The sequence below is a fragment of the Romboutsia sedimentorum genome (assembly GCF_030131845.1).
GTDB classification, from domain to species: Bacteria; Bacillota; Clostridia; order Peptostreptococcales; family Peptostreptococcaceae; genus Romboutsia_D; species Romboutsia_D sedimentorum.
This window is the reverse complement of sequence record NZ_JASKYM010000001.1, coordinates 543,298-564,455: the sequence shown is the minus strand read 5'-3', so window position 1 is coordinate 564,455 and position 21,158 is coordinate 543,298. Positions and strand designations below refer to the sequence as shown.

The following is a 21,158-nucleotide window of genomic DNA, read 5'->3' as shown; positions in this document are numbered from 1 at the left end:
GGGGATTAGCATGAAAAAGAGATTAGATGATTTTCAAGATAGAAGAGCTCATTTAGCAAATTTGAGTGACGAAGAATTAAAAGCAAGATTTTGGGCGTTAGCGGGAGAACTAATTGACCCGATGTTGGAATTAGGAAAGAAAAATACTACTCCATCAATAGAAAGATCAGTTCTTTTAAGAATGGGATTTTCATCTCTTGAAGCTAAAGAAATATTAACTGGAGTTATGGAAAACAATCTTATAAGTAAAGGTGCAGGCCATGTTGTTTATAAGTTATCTAAAAGCAAAAATATAGATGTGCGTGAAGCTGGTTTAATGTTAGTGAATGGAAAATGTTGGGATGAAGTAGTTAATTTATTTGCTAAGGAGGGTGCATCATGCTAAAAGAAAATAAAAAATTAGATATAGAATATATACTTAAGGATTTAGAAAATTACAGACCAAAGAGAAAAGGCTGGACTTGGAGAGAAAATGATAAAGATTTAGTAATGGGACCTTTTAAATACAAAGATTGTTCAGCTCCTTTAACTGAGAGTGTAGCACTTCCATCAGCAAAATATTTTAATAATATAGACCCACAACCTAAAGCGGTTATAACTACTGAAATAGCTTCTGGAAGATTTGAAGATGATATAAGAAGAATGAGAATGGCAGCTCATCATGGAGCAGATCATATAATGGTTATAAGAACAGCTGGTCAATCTCACTTTGATGGACTTATAGAAGGTACACCACAAGGTATAGGTGGAGTTCCAATAACTAGAAAACAAGTAAGAGCACAAAGAAAAGCTCTTGATTTTATAGAAGAAGAAGTGGGGAGACCAATAAATTACCATTCTTATGTAAGTGGGGTTGCAGGACCTGAAGTTGCTGTAATGTTTGCTGAAGAAGGAATAAATGGAGCTCATCAAGATCCACAATATAACGTACTTTATAGAAATATAAATATGATAAGATCATTTGTTGACGCTTGTGAAGCTAAAAATATAATGGCTTTTGCTAATATGGCTCAAATAGATGGAGCTCATAATGCTAATGCAACTGCAAGAGAAGCTTGGAAGGTTATGCCAGAGTTAATGGTACAACATGCCTTAAACTCAGTATTTTCTGAAAAAGTAGGTATTAAAAGTGATAACATATGCTTATCAACAGTACCTCCAACTGCACCACCAGCTCCATGTTTAACTCTAGATTTACCTTATGCAGTAGCACTAAGAGAATTATTCTCTGATTACAAGATGAGAGCTCAAATGAATACTAAGTATATGGATTCATCAACTAGAGAAGCAACAGTTACTCATGTTCTTAACTTATTAACATCCGTTTTAACAAGAGCTGATATACAGTCTACAATAACTCCAGATGAAGGAAGAAACGTTCCTTGGCATATGTATAACATAGAAGCTTGTGACACTGCTAAACAAGCGCTAGTTGGTATGGACGGCTTAATGGATATGATAGAACTTAAGCAAACTGGTGCTTTAAGAGAACAAAGTAGAGAATTAAAAGAAAGAGCAGTATTATATATGGAGGAAATGTTAGAAGTTGGTGGATATTTTGAAGCAGTTGAACAAGGGTTCTTTGTTGACTCAGGAAACTATCCAGAGAGAAATGGTGATGGAATAAGTAGAAAAATTAAAGAAGGTGTAGGAGCAGGAAGTGTTTATGAAAGAGATGAAGATTATTTAGCTCCAGTAACTGCTCACTTTGGATACAACAATGTAGCTCAATATGATGGAACTTGTGCAATGGATCCTTCTAAATTAATAGATGGATGTACATTTGAAAATCCAGATAAAATAATATATATAGATGAATTAGATGATATGGATAACGTAAATGTAAGACTTAAAGAAAATGAAGAATTTAGAAATTCTACAAAGATAAAACCTGAAATGGAATGGTGTGCTGATGGAACAGTTATGCTTACTATGATGTTGCCAACAGACAAAAGAACTGCAGAGTTTGCAGCGCTTGAATTTGCTAAAAAAATGAACTTAGAAGATCCAGAAGTAATAAGTAGAGAAGTAATGCACAGTGCTGAAGGTACTAGAATAGAGATAAAAGGAAAAGTTGGATTTAGTATAGATATAAATGATTTAGTAATACCAGAGGAACAAAAGATTATGACAGATGATGAAATAAGAGCTGAAATAGAAGCTAAACCATTAAAAATAGTTTGTGCAACAGTAGGCGAAGATGAGCACTCTGTTGGGCTTAGAGAAGTAATAGATATAAAACATGGTGGTATAGAAAAATATGGCATAGAGTGTCATTACCTTGGAACTTCAGTACCAGTTGAAAAATTAGTAAATGCAGCAATAGAATTAAATGCAGATGCAATACTTGCTTCAACTATAATAAGTCATGATGATATACATTATAAAAACATGAAAAAAATGCATGAATATTGTATAGAAAAAGGAATAAGAGATAAAGTTATATTAGCCGCTGGAGGAACACAAGTTACGCCTGAGATAGCAGTTGAAAATGGAATGGATGCTGGATTTGGTAGAAGTGACAGAGGGGTAAACGTTGCCACTTTCTTAGTTGAAAAAAGAAGAGAGTTAGAAAGTAAATAATGAAAATAGATGTATTAGTTGCTGAGATAGGCTCTACAACAACAGTTGTAAATGCCTTCTCAGGCATACATACAGATAATCCAGAGTTTATTGGGCAAGGGCAAGCACCAACAACTGTATTTGAAGGCGGAGATGTGAGAAACGGGCTTAACGGAGCAATAAAAGACTTATCTAAAAGCTTAGGCGTAGAAAGTATAGAATATGAAGATATGTTTGCTACATCTAGTGCAGCTGGTGGGCTTAAAATGACAGTTCATGGTTTAGTTTATGATATGACTGCCAAAGCAGCTAAAGAAGCAGCATTAGGAGCAGGAGCCGTAATTCATAAGGTAACAGCAGGGAAAATAAGAAGAACTGATATAAAAGAAATAAAAGAAATAAAACCAAACATTATATTAATAGCAGGGGGAGTAGATTATGGAGAGCGAGACACTGCTCTTTATAATGCGGAACTTATTGCAGGACTTAATCTTGGAGTTCCTGTAATATATGCAGGAAATATTGAAAATAAAGAAGAAATTAAATTAATATTTGAAGAAACAAATTATAAACTTTATATAGTTGATAATGTATATCCTAAAATAGATTTATTAAATATAGAACCAACAAGACAAGTAATACAAAATGTATTTGAAGAACATATAACAAACGCTCCAGGAATGGAACATGTTAAAGAATTAGTTAACGAGCATATAACGCCAACCCCAGGCGCTGTAATGGAATCTGCAAAGCTTTTAAAAAGCCATATTGGAGACTTGATTGTTATAGATGTAGGAGGCGCTACAACTGACCTTCATTCTGTAACTGAAGGTAGCGAAGGTGTTAGTAGAATATTAGTAAATCCAGAACCAGTTGCTAAAAGAAGTGTAGAAGGCGATTTAGGTGTTTATGTAAATATGAAAAATATAGTTAATCTAATAGGAAAAGAAGAATTACAAAAAGATTTAGATGGTATTGATATAGAAGAAATTATGAATAACTATTTACCTATTCCAAAAACTTCAGACCAGATGAAATTTGTAGAGCGATTAACTAAAGAAGCTGTAATCCGAGCTACAAAAAGGCATGCTGGAATAATAAGAAATGTATATGGAGCAAGCGGTAAAAGTAAGATAGCAGAAGGAAAAGATTTAACTGAAGTAAAGTATATAGTTGGAACGGGTGGAGCACTTACACGTTTACCTCAACGAGTTGAAATAATGAAGTATATTTGTGAGTACAACAGAAATAATGAAGTACTATTTCCAAAAGCAAAAGCAGAAATATTAGTAGATAATGATTATATAATGGCATCCTTAGGGGTTTTATCTAAAAAATATGAAGAGGCATCTCTAAAACTTATGTTGAAAAGTTTAAATCTCAAGGAGGATGTTAAATGTATCCAAGGTTAGAAATAAATATTTCTAAATTAAAGCACAATGTAGATACACTTAGTCAGATATGTAAATCTCATAATATAGATATGATAATGGTAACTAAATCATATTGTGCAATACCAGAGGTAGTTGAGAAAATAAGTGGTGATAAAGTAGATTATTTAGCTGACTCTAGAGTTGAAAATATAAAAAATTTACAAAATATAAATATACCTAAAGTTTTACTTAGAATACCGATGCTTAGTGAAATAGCTGATGTAGTAAAATATGTAGATGTTAGTTTTAATTCAGAACTTAAAACTATATATAAATTAAATGAAGAAAGCAAAAAACAAAACAAGGTTCACAAAATAGTTTTAATGTTTGATTTAGGTGATTTAAGAGAAGGTTATTTTAAAGAAGAAGAACTATTTAGTGCAGTAGAAGAAGTTTTAAAACTAGAAAATATAAAATTATTTGGAATAGCAACTAACCTAACTTGCTATGGAGCTATAATACCTTCAGAGAAAAACTTAGGTAGATTAGCAAGTTTAGCTAAAGCAATTGAAAATAAATACAATATAACTTTAGAATTTGTATCAGGTGGTAATTCTAGTTCTATAGATTTATTGCAAAATCTCAAAATGCCAAAAGGTATAACTAATCTAAGATTAGGAGAGGCAGTAATCCTCGGTCGTGAAACCGCTTATGGTAAAGTTATAGAAAATACTTATCAAGATACATTCAAGATGATTTGTGAAGTTGTAGAAATAAAAGAAAAACCATCATTACCAATTGGTGAAATAGGAATGGATGCATTTGGTAATGTACCTAAGTATGAAGATAAAGGTATTTTAAAAAGAGCAATAGTAGCAATTGGTAAACAAGATATAGATATTGAAGGGATAGTGCCAATAGATAGTGATATTGAGATATTAGGTGCAAGTTCTGATCATATGATACTTAATGTAAGTGATTGTAAACAGTCCTATGAAGTTGGGGATAAGGTAGAGTTTTTAGTAGAGTACGGGGGATTATTAACGTCTTGCACTAGTAAGTATGTGCATAAAGAATTAGTTTATAGTGAGTTTACACAAAAACAAGAGGCTTATTAAAATTAAAAAAAGGAAGTATTTTAAAATGAAATTAATCATTGTGAAATACTTCCTTTTGTGTTTAGACAATACTAACTATACGCATTGAGGGTTTATAAGTTCATACTTATCATCAAGATTGTTTTCTCCCCACTCACACATAGCTTCTAATATAGGATATAAGCTCATACCCTTTTGTGTCATACTGTATTCAACTTTAGGGGGTACAGTTGGATATACAGTTCTAGATATAAGATTATCTTGTTCTAATTCTCTTAGTTGATTAGTTAAAGTTTTGTGTGATGTATGATTTATAAAAGATTTTATTTCTCCAAATCTTTTAGTTCCATTTTCTATTAAAAAATAAAGTATAAGTGGCTTCCATTTGCCACCTATAACATTTAAAGTAATTTCCATTTCACAAGTCAAACTACATTTTTTCATAAAATTCCTCCATAAAGCTAAATTAAAACTACTGAAATTATACAATAGTTACTTTCATTTCACTATGTAACTATTATGTGCGTACTTAAAATAAAACATTAGTTTAGATATAATTATACCATAAAAATCATTTTAATAAATGGAGGGTAATTATGAAAAAATTAGTAGTTATAACAGGAGCAAGTTCAGGAATAGGAAAAACAATAGCAAAACAGTTTTCTAAAAATAATCATCCTGTATTATTATTATCTAGAAGATTAGATAAAATGGAAGAATTAGAACTTCAAAATTCATTATGTAAATCAGTTGATGTTACAGATTTAGAAAAGATGCAAGAAGCTATAAAAGAAGCTGAATCTAAATTTGGTAAGGTTGATTGTTTAATAAATTGTGCAGGAATAATGTTATTAGGTGACCCAAAAGAACAAAGCTTTAATGAATGGAATGATATGATAGATGTTAATATAAAAGGAATATTAACAGGAACTAACATCGTTTTAAAAGATATGGTAAGTAGAAATGAAGGAACTATAATAAATATAAGTTCTATAGCTGGAAGAAAAACTTTTGACAATCATGCAGTATATTGTGGTACAAAATTTGCAGTTCATGCAATAACTGAAAATATAAGAAAAGAAGTAGCAAGTAGCAATGTTAGAGTCATAACTATAGCTCCTGGAGTAGTAGAAACACCACTATTATCTCATACAAGTGATGAAAACATAAAATCTAATTATAATGAGTGGAAAAAAAGTATTGAAAGTGGATTAGACCCACAACAAATAGCTAGTTGTATAGACTTTGCATATAATCAACCACAAGATGTTTGTATAAGAGAAATAGTTATAGCAAAGACTAAGCAAGAAGATTAATTAAAAGAGCCTAGTTTCCTAGGCTCTTTTTGTATATTAAAGTGCTTGATTAACTTTTAAAACTCTTTTAGCTATACTAGCAGAGTGGTCAGATATTCTTTCAAGATTAGTTAATAAATCTAAGTAGATTATACCTGAATCTATACTACATGAATGTTTGTTTAATCTGTTCATGTGATTGCTTCTGTATAGTTTGTCTAAAGCATTTACTTCATCTTCTATTTTTAAAACATCTTTTGCAAGAGCAATATTATTTTGTTTCATTGCATCAAGAGATAATGTATATGCTTTTAAAACTTTTTCATACATATCAACTACTTCAGATGTAGCATTATCTGAAACGACAGCTTTAGTTTTAATAGATAATTGAGCTAATTCTGCTATGTTTTCAGATAAATCTCCAACTCTTTCTATATCATTTACTGTGTGGAATAATAAATCTAGAGAAAATCTCATTTTATCATCTAAAGTTTTATTAGATAATTTAATTAAATAATCTAATACCTTTTTTTGTTGCTGGTCTAATATTTTTTCTTTTTCAAATGTTTCATTTGCATCTTCTTCAGATTTTTCAAGTAAAGCATTCATAGAACAAGTAAAACTTTTTTTAGCTTTATTTCCCATTCTAAGAGTTTCTCTTATTGTATTACCAAAAGCTATAGATGGAGTTTCTAACATTCTCTCATCTAGATATTTAGTTATACGGCTATCATATTCATCTTCATCATTTTTATCCGGTATAAGGAATAGAGCTAACTTAACTATATATTTAGAAAATGGTAATAAGATACATACATTTGCTAAGTTAAATAATGAATGAGAGTTTGCTATTTGTCTAGCTGTGTCTGTTGGATCTAAATGTGTAACTATCATAGTAATAGGCTTGTTAAGTATAAGCATAAATAACATAGTACCAATTACATTAAAGCATAAATGCATTAATGCTGCTCTTTTAGCATTTTTATTTGCACCAAAACTTGAGATAAGTGATGTAGTACAACTACCAATGTTATCTCCATATAATATAGGTAGTGCTCCAGCTAAAGGTATTAAACCTTGAGACGATAAAGCTATTAATATACCCATAGACGCGCTTGAACTTTGTAGACAAGTAGTCATCGCAAATCCAGCAAGTAAAGCCAGTAATGGATGGTCTGCAAGTCCTGTTAATATATTTCTAAAACCTTCATATTCAGATAATGGGGCAACAGCATCTTTCATAAATTCCATACCTATAAATAAAATAGCGAATCCTATAAGTATTTCCGATATATTTTTAAGGTTTGGTTTAGATTTTGAACCAATCATGTATAAAACAATACCTACTCCAAGTGCTATTGATGATAATATACTAGCATCAAATGATACTAACTGAGCTGTTACAGTAGTACCAATATTTGCACCCATTATAACTCCGATTGCTTGGAATAATGTCATTATTCCAGCATTAACAAATCCAACAACCATTACAGTTGTAGCACCACTACTTTGTATAATACCTGTAACAATAGCACCTACTAAAACACCCATAACTACATTGCTAGTTAAAAGTTCTATAGCTTTCTCGAGTTTAGGTCCTGTTGATTTTTGAAGTCCTTCTCCCATTAGGTTCATACCATAAAGAAAAAGTCCAAGCCCTCCAATAAGGCTTATAAATATAGACAATATTGACGCCTCCTAAGAATAAAATGATTTTATTATGTATATTTTATTTTGTTTTTTTGCATACAATAACATAATAACAGAAAATTTGATAAATTATGTTAAGAGAATGTTAAAAATATAGATTATGTAAAAAAAAATATATTTATATCTAAAAAATATGTAAAAAAATTAAATGAAATTATAAAAAATATTAATTTATAACACACCATGTAAAGAATCTACTAAAAAATATCTCTTTATATTGTAGGGTGTTTTTAGTATGAGTATACGGATAATTATATAAAATAAATTAAAATTAATATACTGTATATAAAATAGTTGACAATTTTTGCAAATCAATTATAATTATATTAATTAACAAATAATTACAATAAATCCTAAGAAAAAGAGAGTAACACTAAATGGAATTTCAGCGAGTTGGGGTTGGTGTGAGCCTAATAATGAAGTTTATTGAGAAGAGAGCTTTGGAGGAGATTGCTTGAAATAATAGTATGGCAATAGGTGTTCTCGCCTTAAGAGATTGAGAGGATAAGTATACTTATCAATAAGAGTGGTAACGCGGAAATTTTCGTCTCTTGGCTTTATAGCCAAGGGACTTTTTTAATACAGAAATATATTATTTTTGTTTAATTCGTGTAGCTATAATTATTGTTGCTTATCAATAAGAGTGGTACCACGGATAAATTCGTCTCTTAGCCTTTAGGCTAAGGGGCTTTTTTTATATCTAAATAAGCTAGGTCTTGGGAAGTGGGATACAACTAAAATTGTATTATCAAATAATAATCAATAACAAATAGGAGGTAATATTATGAAAAAAGCAGCATTAGGAATTTTAGTAGGAGTTTTAAGTTTAAGTTTAGTAGGGTGTTCTTCAAAAGATGAAAGTAGTCAGTTAGAAGAAATAAAACAAAAAGGTAAACTAATAATAGGTACAAGTGCAGACTACCCACCATATGAATTCCACAAAAAAATAGATGGAAAAGATACCATTGTAGGATTTGAAATGGAAATGGCAAAAGAGATTGCCAAGGAGATAGGTGTAGATTTAGAAATAAAAGACATGAAATTTGATGGATTATTGCCAGCATTAAAATCTCAAAATATAGATATGATAGTTGCAGGAATGAACCCAACAGAGGAAAGAAAAAAGAGTGTAAACTTTACAGATGTTTATTATAACGGAGAAAATGTTGTTTTAGTTAAAAAAGATGATTTAGAAAAATATAAAACTGTAGAAAGTTTAAAAAATCTTAGAATAGGAGTTCAAAAAGCTTCAACTCAAGAAGGATTTGCAAAGGATGTTATAGAAGCTACAAATATAAAGGCTCTTTCAAAAATACCAGATGTAGTATTAGAACTTAAAAATTCAAATATCGATGCAGTTGTAGTTAGTAAATATGCAGTTACTGGTTATTTAAAAGAATATCCAGATATAGTTTATTCAAATATAGATTTAGGCGAATCTAAAGATGATAAGTCTGCAATAGCAACTAAAAAATCAGATGATTATTCTTTAGTTAAAAAAACTAATGAAATTTTAGATTCATTAAAAAAAGGAAACAAAATACAAAAACTAGTTGAGGAAGCAACTAACTTATCTCAATAAAAAAATATATTAATATAAAAAATTACAATAGGAGGATTAGTATGAAAAAGAAATTATTTTCAATGTTAGTAGCTTTACTAATAGCATTTAATTTATTTCCAAGTAAAATGACAGTATTTGCAGAAGAAAAATTAGGGGATTATGGTGAATATGCATACGATACTTTAAAGCATATTGATAAAAATCTTAGACAGAGAACACCAGGAAGTAAAGTAGAACTTGAAGCATCTAATTACATAAAAGAAAAACTTGAAGCGGCTGGATATGAAGTTAGTATTCAACCATTTGAGTTTACTACAAAAACTGGGGAAAAACGAAACAGCCAAAATGTTGTTGTAACAAAGCCAGGTGATTCTAACAAAGAAGTTGTAGTTGGTGCTCACTATGATAGTGTAGGAACTGCAGGAGTAGATGATAATGGTTCTGGTACTGTTGTAAATTTAGAAACAGCGATAAGAATGATTAATGTAAAAACTCCTTATACAATTAAATTTGTATTCTTTGGATCTGAAGAAGGAGGCCTTAATGGTTCTAAGGCTTATGTAGAAAAAATGACACAAGAAGAGAAAAATAATACACTTTATATGGTGAATATGGATTCTATTTTAGCCGGAACATTTAGCTATATGTATAGTGGAAATTATAATGAAGTTACTGATAAAGTAGAAAACACATGGCCAGTACAACAAGCTATGGAAATAGCAAAAGATTTAAATTTAGATATGCACTTAAATGATACAAAATTAAATTATGATTATCCATCACCTTCAACAGGAAACTGGAGTGATCATGCTAGTTTTAAAAATTTTGTACCATACTTATACTTTGAAGCTGCAAACTGGGAAGTATTAGATGATCAAAAACACCCAGAGGATGGAAGTTCTGGAGCTTATGAAACTGAATCTGGTGAAGTAATGCATAACCCACAAAGAGATGACTTGACATTTATTGAAAATAAATGGGGAGATCATGGTAAAAATACAATAAAAAAATATTGTACTCTTTTACCACAATTATTGTTAAAATTAAACCCTCCTTTAACTGAAAATAAGCTTATAGGGGATACAAGATATTCAACTGCAGTAAAAATAAGCAACAGAGGATGGAATAATTCTGATAATGTAGTGATTGTAAATTCAAGTGCTATGGCAGATGCTATTTCAGCAACTCCTTTTGCAAAGTCAAAAAATGCTCCAATACTTTTAACAGAGTCAAATAAATTAAATGATGAAACTAAAAAAGAAATAAGCAGATTAAAAGCTAAAAATGTTTATGTTATAGGTGGAAGTAGTGTGGTATCAGACAATATAGTATCACAATTAAAATCTATGAATATTAATGTAGATAGAATAAGTGGAGAAACTAGATATGAAACTTCATTAGAACTAGCTAAAAATTTAGGAGATATATCTGAGATAGCAGTAGTAAATGGAGTAACTGGATTACCTGATGCAGTTTCAATAGCACCAATTGCAGCTAATAAAAATATGCCAATAGTATTATCTTCACCGAATGAAGGAATAAAAGTATCTGACATTTTTATAAAAAGTAAGAATATCAAAGCTTCTTATGTTATAGGAAAAGAAGGTGCTGTTTCAAATGAAGTCGAAAATAAGTTACCTAATGCAAAAAGATTAGGTGGAGAAAACAGAAGTGAAACAAATTTAGTTATTTTAAAAACTTTCTATACAAATAAAGAATTAAATAATATATTTGTTGCAAAAGATGGAATGAAAAATCAAAGCGATTTAATAGATGCTTTATCAGTGGGTGTATTAGCAGCTAAAGAAGATTCTCCAATTGTTATAGTAGGAAATCAATTAGATAATACACAAGAAAGTGCGCTATCATCTAAAAATACTAAAAAGATAACTCAAGTTGGAGGAAATGTTAGTGAGGATGCATTTAATAAGTTAGTAAACATATTTAAAAACTAATCTTAATAAAAAAACATATAGATTTGTTAAAATATAATATGAATAAAAATATTACTAGAAATAAAAACTCTAGTAATATTTTTTTTTTGAATTCTTTAGAAACTCTTTAGATTTATATACAATATATCTTTAAAAATTAAATTTATTATATAAATATAGAAAATCTAAATAAAGGAGGTATGAAACTTGATAATAAAAAAGTAACCTATGATATTATATAATTATGAAAAAATGTAATAAAATGGGGGAGAAAATGAACAAATATAATATTTTAGTAGTAGAAGATGAACAGGATATAGCAATAGCAATAGAAGCATACTTGTTAAATCAAGGATATAAAGTTTTTATTGGTAACAACGGTGTTGAAGGGCTAGAAATTTTAGAAAAAGAAAATATACATTTAGCAATAGTAGATATAATGATGCCAAAGATGGATGGAATAACTTTTACTATGAAAGTTAGAGAAAATTATGATTTTCCAATAATAATGCTGTCAGCTAAGTCAGAGGAAATAGACAAAATAACAGGGCTTAATATTGGGGCTGACGATTATGTAAGTAAACCATTTAAGCCTTTTGAGCTTTTAGCAAGAGTAAATTCACAACTTAGAAGATATAGTAAGTTTTTAAATATGGTTAAAAAAAGCGATGAAAACAAAAATTCATTTACTATAGGCGGATTAGAATTAGATATAAATACTAAAGAAGTAAGTGTAGATGGGACTATAATAAAAACTACTCCAATAGAGTTTAAAATATTAAATTTACTTATGCAAAATCCAGGAAGAGTATTTTGTGCAGATGAAATATATGAAAGAGTTTGGAAAGAAAGAGCAGTAAACACGGATACAATAATGGTTCATGTAAGAAATATAAGAGAAAAGATAGAAGTGAACCCTAAAAATCCTAAATATTTAAAGGTGGTGTGGGGTGTTGGATACAAAATTGAAAAGCAATAATTACATAATAAATATAGTAGTACTAGCGATAATATTAATAGCATCTATAGGAATGTGTTTATCATATCCTAAAATACAAAAGAATAGCGAAAAATTTGGATATAATATCTTTGAAGAAGAAGATAATTTTTTAAGTGACATTAATAAAATAAATTATTCTTTATATTATAAAATGTATGAACAAGATGGTGATAAAAAATTAAGACCATCAGATGTAATATTGGAATCGACTCTTCCAAAAGAAACTAATGAGCAATTTACTGATTATAAGCATGAGTTAGAAAATTTAGATGATGATATATATACTTTTGATAAATATTTAAATTATAATTTTAAAAATTTAGAATATTATGCTGTAAATAAAAAAAATAATGAAGTAAAACAAGTAACAAAAGGAAAAATAGATGCTTTAGCAAGTAAAGAAATTTCTAGTGAAACGATGAGTGGACTAAAAGAAAAATATAGTTTTTATATGGTATTAGACTATGATGACAAAGGTAATGTAAATATAGAAAAAATATATGGTGCAAATAAAGAATATGTATTAAATTTGATACAAAGTATACAAAGAGAAAATCCTTTAAATAGAGGATATCTACAAGATGGATTTGATATTAAGCCTATAACAAATATGAAGTTTGTATATGGAGTGCCTAAAAACATATCTACATCTGATAGAATAACTTCTTACATGCATCAAGAAGAAATTTATGCTTATTCAAGTGCATCTAGAGTATATACAAATATAGCAATGATATTTATAGTACTAGCAGGAGTATTAATTCCGTATAAAGAAATAAAAGAATTAGTTGGATTTAGAAAAATAGTGAATATACCTTTAGAGATAGCAATATTATTGGTAGCCTTAAGTATTACTTTCATATATCAAGGTGTAGAACTTTTAATAATTAAATCTATAAAAGGAGAACTCTTAACCTTTGCACAATTACAATTTAGCAAAGATATTATAAATATTTTAACTTACTCAATAAATGTTATTTATTGGTTTGTAGGATTTTCAGTAGTATTTGCAGGGATTATGATATTAAAATATATATACAAAAGTGGACTTAAAACTTATATAAAAGAAAAATGTTTAGTTTATAAAACTTTTGCGTATATACTAAATAAAATACAAATAATATTTAAATGGTGTACCAATATACAACTCAACAAAAAAGATAATAAAAAAATCATAACTATAGTATGTATAAATTTTATGATTATAACTTTAATGTGTAGTATGTGGTTCTTTGGTATATTAGTTGCAACGGCTTACAGTGTAGTATTGTTTGTAATAATAAAAAAACAATACAATAAAATTACAAATGATTATACAAATTTATTAAAGGTAACTAATGAAATAAGTAATGGAAACTTGGATGTTAATACAGATGACGATTTAGGTACTTTTAATGTATTAAAAGATGAAATAGGAAACATACAAAAAGGTTTTAAAAAAGCAGTAGATGAAGAAGTTAAAAGTCAAAAGATGAAGACAGAACTTATATCAAATGTAAGTCACGATTTAAAAACTCCTTTGACATCAATAATAACTTATGTAGACTTATTAAAAGATAAAAATTTAAGTGAAGAAAAACGTGAAAAATATTTAGATACTTTAGATAGAAAATCTCAAAGATTACAAGAACTAATAGAAGATTTATTTGAGGTGAGCAAAGCTAATAGTGGAAATGTAAATTTAAATATTGTAGACGTAGATATTGTATCTCTTATGAAGCAAACTTTACTTGAAGTAGATGATAAAATCAAAACTTCATCATTAAATATAAGAAATAACTTCCCAAGCGATAAAATTATACTTAAATTAGATAGTCAACGTATGTTTAGAGTTTTTGAAAATCTTTTAGTGAATATAACTAAGTATGCTATGGAAGGTTCTAGAGTATATATTGATATATTTGATAAAGATGATTATGTAGAAATATCTTTAAAAAATATGACAGCAGATGAAATAAATTTTGATGTAAATGAATTAGTTGAAAGATTTGTAAGAGGAGATAAGTCAAGAAATACAGAAGGAAGTGGATTAGGTCTTGCAATAGCTAAGAGTTTTGTTGAATTGCAAGGTGGAGAGTTTGATGTAAGTATTGATGGGGATTTATTTAAAATAGTTATAAAATTTACTAAATAATATGCTGAAGTGATTAAAAATATTTGAAATAGCACAGTCAATAAAAACAATTAGAGGTGACATCATGGTTAAAGATTATTATTGTCCAAAGTGTAGTTCAAAATTAGAAGTTATGAATAGCTGAGGTTCTGTTAGTTATTTTTGTACGGAGTGCAAAACACTAATTTCTAGAAAAAAAATATTAAATAAGGAACAAATAAAAGAAAATAAAGAAAAAAATAAAATATAATTTAAAAAATCTACATCATAAAATGATGTAGATTTTTTTGTTAAAATTATAAATTACAAACATATATTAATCTGATATAATTTACATAAAATTAAAACAATAGGTGGGATTTTATGGAAGACTATATAGGTGTCATCGTTAAAAATCAATGGGATGAAATATTACTATATGAAAGTAGTTTTTATATAAAAATAAAAAAGTCAGATGATGTTAAAAATATAATAAAAAAGGAATTAAGTAAAAATTTAAATATAGATATATTCAAAATAAAAAAAATATATGATGAAAAACTATTACATAAACAAGAAGAGTTAACGCTATATTTAGTTGAGGTTGGCGTATATAATAAAGAATTTGAATTTATAAAAATAGAAAAAGTGTTACCAGATATATTAAACTTCCAAGACAAAGAATTCTTTGAAAAGAATATACTAAGATATGAAACATATGGATTTTTTTTGTATTCTATAATTAATATATTCTTACTTATTATTTTAGTTGGTATATTAGAAAGTATAAACAAGCCAATAAGTATGCATAGTTTTGGTGTTATAATAGGGGTATTGGTATTAATATTTGCTGTATTTGCAAAATTTATAAAACCAAAGTTATTAAATTACTTGATTAATTTTGAAATTAATATAAAATTTGTTGAGTATCTTACAACTATCACAATGATTGTTTATTGGGTAAAGATATTAACCATAGTTATGTAGAAAAAATAGTGTTGAAAACTTAATATTTTCAATGCTTTATAATAAAGTAAACATGGGGGTAGAAAATGGAACTAGATAATAAAGAAGACATAAGAAATAAAATAATTAAAGTATCTTCAAGACTTTTTATAGAACAAGGATATACAAAGACTACTATCAGACAAATAGCTGATGAATGTGATTTAGGTAGGGGACATTTATATTATTATTTTAAGAAAAAAGAAGACATTGTCTTGTATTTATATAAAAACCTTATACAACAAATACATTCCTTTATAAAGGAAACCAAAAATGAAGCAATAGACCCACTGATAAGTTATGCTATAATTCAATATGTTTATATAAAAGTAATAGTAACGAATAAAGCTTTGTTTAGGATGTATATACAGGCATCAGAAACTACTACAGTTAGGAAAGAATACATAAAAACAATAAAAGCAATATTAAATGAAAATTTGAAAGCATTTAATTGTAATTTTAATCAAAGAGATGTAAATTTAAGCATAATAATAGGTTCAGCGGGAGAAGATGAACTTTTACGAAGTTTCTATAATAAAGATATATTATTAGAATTAGAGGAAATAATAGAAAGTACTATAAAAACAAGACTACTTTTATTAAATATAAGCCATGAAGATGTAAGTAAAATAATATCTAAATGCAAAGCAGAAGTAAAAATAATAGATATAGATAAAATAATAAAAAATGTTCATATAGTTGAAATATAAATAAAAGCTGTGATTTTTCATTAAAATCACAGCTTTTATTTATTTGATATTATTTTTGAATTTACTTTTAGTGTAATATAAAATCATTATACAACTCCCAGCTAGAGCATCAATCATATCGTGCATAGTATCTTTTAACCCACCAGACTGTGTACCCATCTTAAATAAAACATCTAACGCATATTCAGATAATTCACATATAGAAGAGATTCCCATACTGAAGAATAAAATAATAATAAAAATTAATAGTTTATTATTATTTATATCTGTATTTTTTACAACACTTAACATATTCCATCCAATTTTAACAGATATAAAGCCTGATATAAAGTGAAGCAAATCGTCATAATATTTAATTTTATCATAAAGGTTATAACAAGAACCTAGTAAAAATGAAAATAGTATAAATAAATTACTAGCTATAAATAAACTTCTATCTAGTATATCTAAATTTTTTGAATAAATCTTACTTAATATGAATACTATAACTAAACAAAGTAAACTTAGTCCAACTTTTCCATACTCGCTTTTAAACATAAAAAATACTACAGAAAAAAGATATATAGCATAAAGTAGTATTTTAAATATATTGATTTTTTTATCTTTCATAATATATACCAACCTTTTGTTTTGTATATATTATGTGTAGTTTAAATAAAAATATTAAAAAATAAATGTTTTAGTTGACATAAGGCTTGTACTAGATTTACAATTTATTTATGAAACTATTTGGGCGTGCCTAATAAGTTAAGGGGGGATACTATATGAAGAGGCTATCCAAAAAAATAGCAGAAAAAAGTAAATTAATATTAGCAATAGCAATAGTATTATTAATACCATCGGCAATAGGATTTTTAAACACCGATATAAACTATGATATTTTGAGTTACTTGCCAGATAACTTATCAACAACTCAAGCAGAAAAAATTTTAAAAGAAGATTTTGATTGTGGTTCATTAGCAATGCTTATAGTTGAAAACATGGAAGACAAAGATGTATCTAAGTTAAAAGAAAAATTAACACATGTTGAAGGCGTAAAAGAGATTATATGGATGGATGAATTTTTAGATTTATCAGTTCCAAAAGAAATGTTACCAAAGGAGATAAAAGACCTTTTGTATGCAAAAAATTCAACTATGATGGTTATAAAATTAGAAGAAGGCTCAGCAGCACTTAAAACATTAAATGCAGTTGAAAAAATAAGAGACATATCAGGAAAACAAACATTTCTAAGTGGAATGGCAAGTATAATAAAAGACACAAAAGACATATCAGATAAAGAAACTCCATTGTATGTAATAGTTGCAGTAATATTAACTTTAATAGTTTTAGGCTTTACAATGGACTCATTTGTTACACCATTTATATTTTTAACAAGTATAGGATTTGCTATAATCTATAATTTTGGAAGTAATATACTGTTTGGTGAAATTTCGTATATAACAAAAGCTTTAAGTGCAGTCCTACAGCTTGGCGTTACTATGGATTACTCAATATTTTTGCTACATAGGTATGATGAGGAAAGAGAAAAGTATGATAATCATGTAGAAGCAATGGCAAATGCAATAGCCAATACTGTAACAGCCGTATTTGGTAGTTCATTAACTACAATAGCTGGATTTTTAGCACTTTGTGTAATGGATTTAGCACTTGGTATGGATATGGGACTTGTAATGGCAAAAGGAGTTTTATTGGGTGTTATTTGTACAGTTACAGTACTTCCATCTTTAATATTAATATTTGATAAACCAATTCATAAATACAAACATAAAACAATTTTACCTACATTTAATAAGACATCTCAAATAGTTGTAAAGCATTATAAAAAATTAGTAGTATTATTTTTAATATTATTTATTCCTTCAATAATAGGTAGCAGTAATGCAAAGGTTTATTATAACTTAGATGAGTCATTGCCTGATGATTTACAATCTATTATTTCAACAAATAAATTAAAAAATGATTATAAAATGAATAGTACAAATATTATTTTGGTAAAGGACACACTACAACCATATAAAGTAGAACAAATGGTTAAAGAAATAGAAGAATTAGATGGTATAAATTCAGTGGTGGCACTTGAGAAAGTAATTGGACCGAGAGTGGTTCAAGATGTAATACCAGATGAATTATTAAAAGCAGTAAAATCAGGTGGATATGAGCAGTTAATGGTAAATTCAGAATATAGAGCGGCAACTGATGAATGTGGAGAACAAATAGAAGCATTAAATAAAATAGTTCATAAATATGATAAAAATGGACTTATAGGAGGAGAAGCTCCTTTAACAAATGACTTAATAAAAATTGCAGATAAAGACTTTAAAATGGTAAATATAGTATCAATACTAGCTATATTTATAATTATAGCAGTAGTATTTAAATCAATATCACTTCCAATAATATTGGTTTTAGCAATAGAGTCCGCTATTTTTATAAATTTGGGCATACCTTACTATACAGGTACGGTAGAACCATTTATAGCATCAATAGTAATAGGAACTATACAACTTGGGGCAACTGTTGACTATGCAATATTGTTAACATCTAGATATAAAGAAGAATTAGCTGTAAATAGTAATAAATTTGAAGCTATGACAGTTTCTATTCAAAGTAGTGCAAGATCAATAGTAACAAGTGCATTGTCATTTTTCTCAGCAACTATAGGGGTTGGGCTTATATCAAAACTAGAAATGATAAGCGCGTTGTGCAGTCTTATGTCAAGGGGAGCTATAATAAGTATGTTTATAATAATATTTATGTTACCAGCAATTTTATTGGTTTGTCATAAATTTATTATAAAAACAAGTAAGGGATTTGAAGTTTGTGAAAGTAAAGTTTAATTTTATATAACAGGGGGAGAAATATAAGATGAAAAGAATTAATTTACCTAAAAAATCAATAGCTACATTAACTACACTAATGCTGTTTTTAAACACAGGATTTGCATTTGCGGATATGAAAAAAGATGAAAGTGTATATGTAGTATTAAAGAATAATGGGGATGTTGAAAAACGTATAGTTTCAACATGGATAAACTCAGATGAAAAGCTAGGGAAATTTAAAGATGTTAGTAATTTAAAGAATATAACTAATGTAAAGGGTGATGAAAAACCTATAATAGATGGAAGCAATGTAAATTGGAATGTTAACAAGGAAGACTTATATTATAAGGGCGACAGTAAAAAACAACTTCCAATTGACGTAGATATAAAATATCAATTAAATGGTAAAGAAAGTACACCAAAAGATATGAAAGGAAAGTCAGGTAACTTTAAAATAACTGTAGATTTAAAAAATAAAGAAAAAAGAACGTGCAAAATAGATGGTAAAAACAAAGAAATGTATGTTCCTTTTTTAACAGCAACAGAGGTATTATTACAAAGAGATAATTTTAAAAATATAAAAATTAATAGTGGCGAATTAGAAGATGATGGTAAAAATTGTAGTGTGACCTTTGCATCTTTCCCAGGATTAAAAGAATCAATAGATGTAAGTACTGATGTAGAAAAATATTTAAAACTAGAAGATAAATTAGTAATAGAAGGAAAAACTACAAAATTTGAAATGCCAAGTATAATGATAATGGCTACACCACAATTACCAGAGCTTAAAGGAATTGATGAAAATTCAACATTAAGCGATTTATCACAAGCTCTAGATAAGTTAAAAAAAGGTGGAGATGAACTTTTAAATGGTTCTAAAAAATTATTAGATGGAAATAATGAGCTAAACTCAAATTTTGCTAAATTTGATAAAGGGGTTAAATCATTAGATAAAGGCTCAAACGACATAAACAATGGGATAAGTAAATTAAGCAAAGCTACTCCAACATTAAACCAAGGTGCAAAGAGCATTAGTAGTGGGCTTGGACAATTAAATGAGTCACAAGGTAAGTTTTCAAATGGAGTTGACTCTTTTGTAGGTAGTACAAATAAACTTTATCAAGCATATTCAGGTATCCATAGTGGTATAGAAAGTGCTAATGAAGGAGCAAATGCACTTCAATCAGGGCTAAGTAATGGAGCGGGTGGAGTTGATTCATTAATAGCATCTACTGGAAGTATAGATAAAGTAGCAGGAAACTTAAACAACGTAGCAAGTACATTAGATGAAACTAATCCTGAAGCTGCAGGACAATTAAGAGCAATGTCAGGATCTTTAAGTCAAGTATCACAAGGGCAAAGAAATGGTCTTAGTAGCTTAAAAAGCGGAATGAGTAGTGCAGTAAGTGGAGCAAACAGTTTAAGTGCTGGATTAGGAAAATTAAGTTCAGGTTCATCTAGTTTCTATTCTAATTTTAATTCATTAGTAGATGCAGGCTCAACTCTTAGCAGTAGTTCTAAAAAACTATCACAAGCAACTAGTTCATTAGAAAATGGAAGTCAAAAACTAGTAGCAGGAACTGATGAATTAAATAAAGGTGCAAATCAATTAACTGAAGGTGGAAAGACGTTAGTAAGTGGAACTAAGCAATTAAATACTAATTCAAGTAAATTATTAAAAGGAACTAATGACTTAGCAAAAGGAAGTAATGACTTGTATAAAGGAGTTAATAAATTAAAAAGTGAAGGTTTAGATAAACTTTACAAAGAAGGAAACACAAAATTATCTGATATAGAAGGATTGCTAGATGTAAAAGATGAAATTGTAAGATTATCTAAAGAATATAACAACTTCTCAGGCATAAGCAAAGATATGGATGGTAGTGTTAAGTTTATAATGAAGATAAATGAATAGCTAATTTTATTAGCTCTATCAATGTATATTGATAGAGCTTTTTTGATGCAAAAATATTAATAGTGCGTAGAAAAAGGAA

General features: G+C 28.2%; 16 protein-coding genes and 1 other annotated feature. Of the genes, 13 read left to right on the top strand and 3 right to left on the bottom strand.

The annotated features are described in order from the left end of the window. The first annotated feature begins 10 nt into the window (after positions 1–10). Genes QOZ84_RS03020 through orr form a run of 4 tightly spaced genes read left to right on the top strand, consistent with a single transcriptional unit; the run spans position 11 to position 5,053 of the window. Entirely contained in the window at positions 11–385 is a 375-nt protein-coding gene (locus QOZ84_RS03020; RefSeq protein ID WP_284131482.1) for an ornithine aminomutase subunit alpha, read from the top strand. Beyond that, the gene (gene oraE, locus QOZ84_RS03015) at positions 379–2,583 is read left to right on the top strand and encodes a D-ornithine 4,5-aminomutase subunit OraE (protein WP_284131481.1); all 2,205 of its coding nucleotides are present in this window, start codon (positions 379–381) and stop codon (positions 2,581–2,583) included. The genes QOZ84_RS03020 and oraE overlap by 7 nt, the downstream gene beginning before the upstream one ends. Next, entirely contained in the window at positions 2,583–3,974 is a 1,392-nt protein-coding gene (locus QOZ84_RS03010) for a GlmL-related ornithine degradation protein (RefSeq protein WP_284131480.1), read from the top strand. The genes oraE and QOZ84_RS03010 overlap by 1 nt, the downstream gene beginning before the upstream one ends. Then, complete coding sequence (gene orr, locus QOZ84_RS03005) at positions 3,959–5,053, top strand: ornithine racemase Orr (RefSeq protein WP_284131479.1); 1,095 nt, start codon at positions 3,959–3,961, stop codon at positions 5,051–5,053. Before QOZ84_RS03010 ends, orr begins: the two co-directional genes overlap by 16 nt. Positions 5,054–5,128: 75 nt before the next feature. Here orr and QOZ84_RS03000 read toward each other — a convergent pair whose 3' ends face one another. After that, positions 5,129–5,476, bottom strand: a complete 348-nt coding sequence (locus tag QOZ84_RS03000; protein ID WP_284131478.1) for a winged helix-turn-helix transcriptional regulator — start codon at positions 5,474–5,476, stop codon at positions 5,129–5,131. Between the two features lie 152 nt (positions 5,477–5,628). On the opposite strand from QOZ84_RS03000, the gene QOZ84_RS02995 reads away from it, so the two are divergent. Beyond that, positions 5,629–6,348 (top strand): SDR family oxidoreductase, encoded by a 720-nt coding sequence (locus tag QOZ84_RS02995; RefSeq protein ID WP_284131477.1) that lies wholly within the window; start codon positions 5,629–5,631, stop codon positions 6,346–6,348. Between the two features lie 36 nt (positions 6,349–6,384). Here the strand turns inward: QOZ84_RS02995 and QOZ84_RS02990 are convergent, their stop codons facing one another. Then, positions 6,385–8,013: a Na/Pi cotransporter family protein gene (locus tag QOZ84_RS02990; RefSeq protein WP_284131476.1), complete on the bottom strand. Its 1,629-nt coding sequence runs from the start codon at positions 8,011–8,013 to the stop codon at positions 6,385–6,387. A gap of 370 nt (positions 8,014–8,383) precedes the next feature. After that, positions 8,384–8,592 (top strand) — a binding site (T-box leader). A 229-nt stretch (positions 8,593–8,821) separates the two neighbouring features. On the opposite strand from QOZ84_RS02990, the gene QOZ84_RS02985 reads away from it, so the two are divergent. The 6 genes from QOZ84_RS02985 to QOZ84_RS02960 all read left to right on the top strand — a co-directional run bounded on the left by QOZ84_RS02985 (position 8,822) and on the right by QOZ84_RS02960 (position 16,342). Beyond that, the gene (locus QOZ84_RS02985; RefSeq protein ID WP_284131475.1) at positions 8,822–9,619 is read left to right on the top strand and encodes a transporter substrate-binding domain-containing protein; all 798 of its coding nucleotides are present in this window, start codon (positions 8,822–8,824) and stop codon (positions 9,617–9,619) included. Positions 9,620–9,660: 41 nt separating this feature from the next. Then, positions 9,661–11,556 (top strand): M20/M25/M40 family metallo-hydrolase, encoded by a 1,896-nt coding sequence (locus QOZ84_RS02980; protein WP_284131474.1) that lies wholly within the window; start codon positions 9,661–9,663, stop codon positions 11,554–11,556. Positions 11,557–11,809: 253 nt separating this feature from the next. Then, the gene (locus QOZ84_RS02975) at positions 11,810–12,514 is read left to right on the top strand and encodes a response regulator transcription factor (protein WP_284131473.1); all 705 of its coding nucleotides are present in this window, start codon (positions 11,810–11,812) and stop codon (positions 12,512–12,514) included. Then, a complete protein-coding gene (locus QOZ84_RS02970) occupies positions 12,489–14,669 on the top strand; it encodes a sensor histidine kinase (RefSeq protein ID WP_284131472.1) in 2,181 nt (726 codons plus the stop codon). The genes QOZ84_RS02975 and QOZ84_RS02970 overlap by 26 nt, the downstream gene beginning before the upstream one ends. 342 nt (positions 14,670–15,011) lie before the next feature. Continuing rightward, complete coding sequence (locus tag QOZ84_RS02965) at positions 15,012–15,614, top strand: hypothetical protein (protein ID WP_284131471.1); 603 nt, start codon at positions 15,012–15,014, stop codon at positions 15,612–15,614. Positions 15,615–15,679: 65 nt separating this feature from the next. Beyond that, positions 15,680–16,342 (top strand): TetR/AcrR family transcriptional regulator, encoded by a 663-nt coding sequence (locus QOZ84_RS02960; RefSeq protein WP_284131470.1) that lies wholly within the window; start codon positions 15,680–15,682, stop codon positions 16,340–16,342. A 39-nt stretch (positions 16,343–16,381) separates the two neighbouring features. On the opposite strand, the gene QOZ84_RS02955 is transcribed toward QOZ84_RS02960, so the two are convergent. Next, positions 16,382–16,951 (bottom strand): DUF2238 domain-containing protein, encoded by a 570-nt coding sequence (locus QOZ84_RS02955; RefSeq protein WP_284131469.1) that lies wholly within the window; start codon positions 16,949–16,951, stop codon positions 16,382–16,384. Between the two features lie 155 nt (positions 16,952–17,106). Here QOZ84_RS02955 and QOZ84_RS02950 point away from each other — a divergent pair, with 155 nt between their 5' ends. Then, positions 17,107–19,182, top strand: a complete 2,076-nt coding sequence (locus QOZ84_RS02950) for an efflux RND transporter permease subunit (RefSeq protein ID WP_284131468.1) — start codon at positions 17,107–17,109, stop codon at positions 19,180–19,182. Between the two features lie 28 nt (positions 19,183–19,210). Continuing rightward, entirely contained in the window at positions 19,211–21,079 is a 1,869-nt protein-coding gene (locus tag QOZ84_RS02945) for a hypothetical protein (protein ID WP_284131467.1), read from the top strand. Positions 21,080–21,158 lie beyond the last annotated feature (79 nt).

Bases quoted from the DNA above. Each gene is read 5' to 3' on its own strand.
- QOZ84_RS02945 (WP_284131467.1), top strand. From the start codon at position 19,211: ATGAAAAGAATTAATTTACCTAAAAAATCAATAGCTACATTAACTACA.
- QOZ84_RS02950 (WP_284131468.1), top strand. From the start codon at position 17,107: ATGAAGAGGCTATCCAAAAAAATAGCAGAAAAAAGTAAATTAATATTA.
- QOZ84_RS03010 (WP_284131480.1), top strand. From the start codon at position 2,583: ATGAAAATAGATGTATTAGTTGCTGAGATAGGCTCTACAACAACAGTT.
- QOZ84_RS03020 (WP_284131482.1), top strand. From the start codon at position 11: ATGAAAAAGAGATTAGATGATTTTCAAGATAGAAGAGCTCATTTAGCA.
- QOZ84_RS02965 (WP_284131471.1), top strand. From the start codon at position 15,012: ATGGAAGACTATATAGGTGTCATCGTTAAAAATCAATGGGATGAAATA.
- QOZ84_RS02955 (WP_284131469.1), bottom strand. From the start codon at position 16,951: ATGAAAGATAAAAAAATCAATATATTTAAAATACTACTTTATGCTATA.
- orr (WP_284131479.1), top strand. From the start codon at position 3,959: ATGTATCCAAGGTTAGAAATAAATATTTCTAAATTAAAGCACAATGTA.
- QOZ84_RS02960 (WP_284131470.1), top strand. From the start codon at position 15,680: ATGGAACTAGATAATAAAGAAGACATAAGAAATAAAATAATTAAAGTA.
- oraE (WP_284131481.1), top strand. From the start codon at position 379: ATGCTAAAAGAAAATAAAAAATTAGATATAGAATATATACTTAAGGAT.
- QOZ84_RS02975 (WP_284131473.1), top strand. From the start codon at position 11,810: ATGAACAAATATAATATTTTAGTAGTAGAAGATGAACAGGATATAGCA.
- QOZ84_RS02985 (WP_284131475.1), top strand. From the start codon at position 8,822: ATGAAAAAAGCAGCATTAGGAATTTTAGTAGGAGTTTTAAGTTTAAGT.
- QOZ84_RS02980 (WP_284131474.1), top strand. From the start codon at position 9,661: ATGAAAAAGAAATTATTTTCAATGTTAGTAGCTTTACTAATAGCATTT.
- QOZ84_RS03000 (WP_284131478.1), bottom strand. From the start codon at position 5,476: ATGAAAAAATGTAGTTTGACTTGTGAAATGGAAATTACTTTAAATGTT.
- QOZ84_RS02995 (WP_284131477.1), top strand. From the start codon at position 5,629: ATGAAAAAATTAGTAGTTATAACAGGAGCAAGTTCAGGAATAGGAAAA.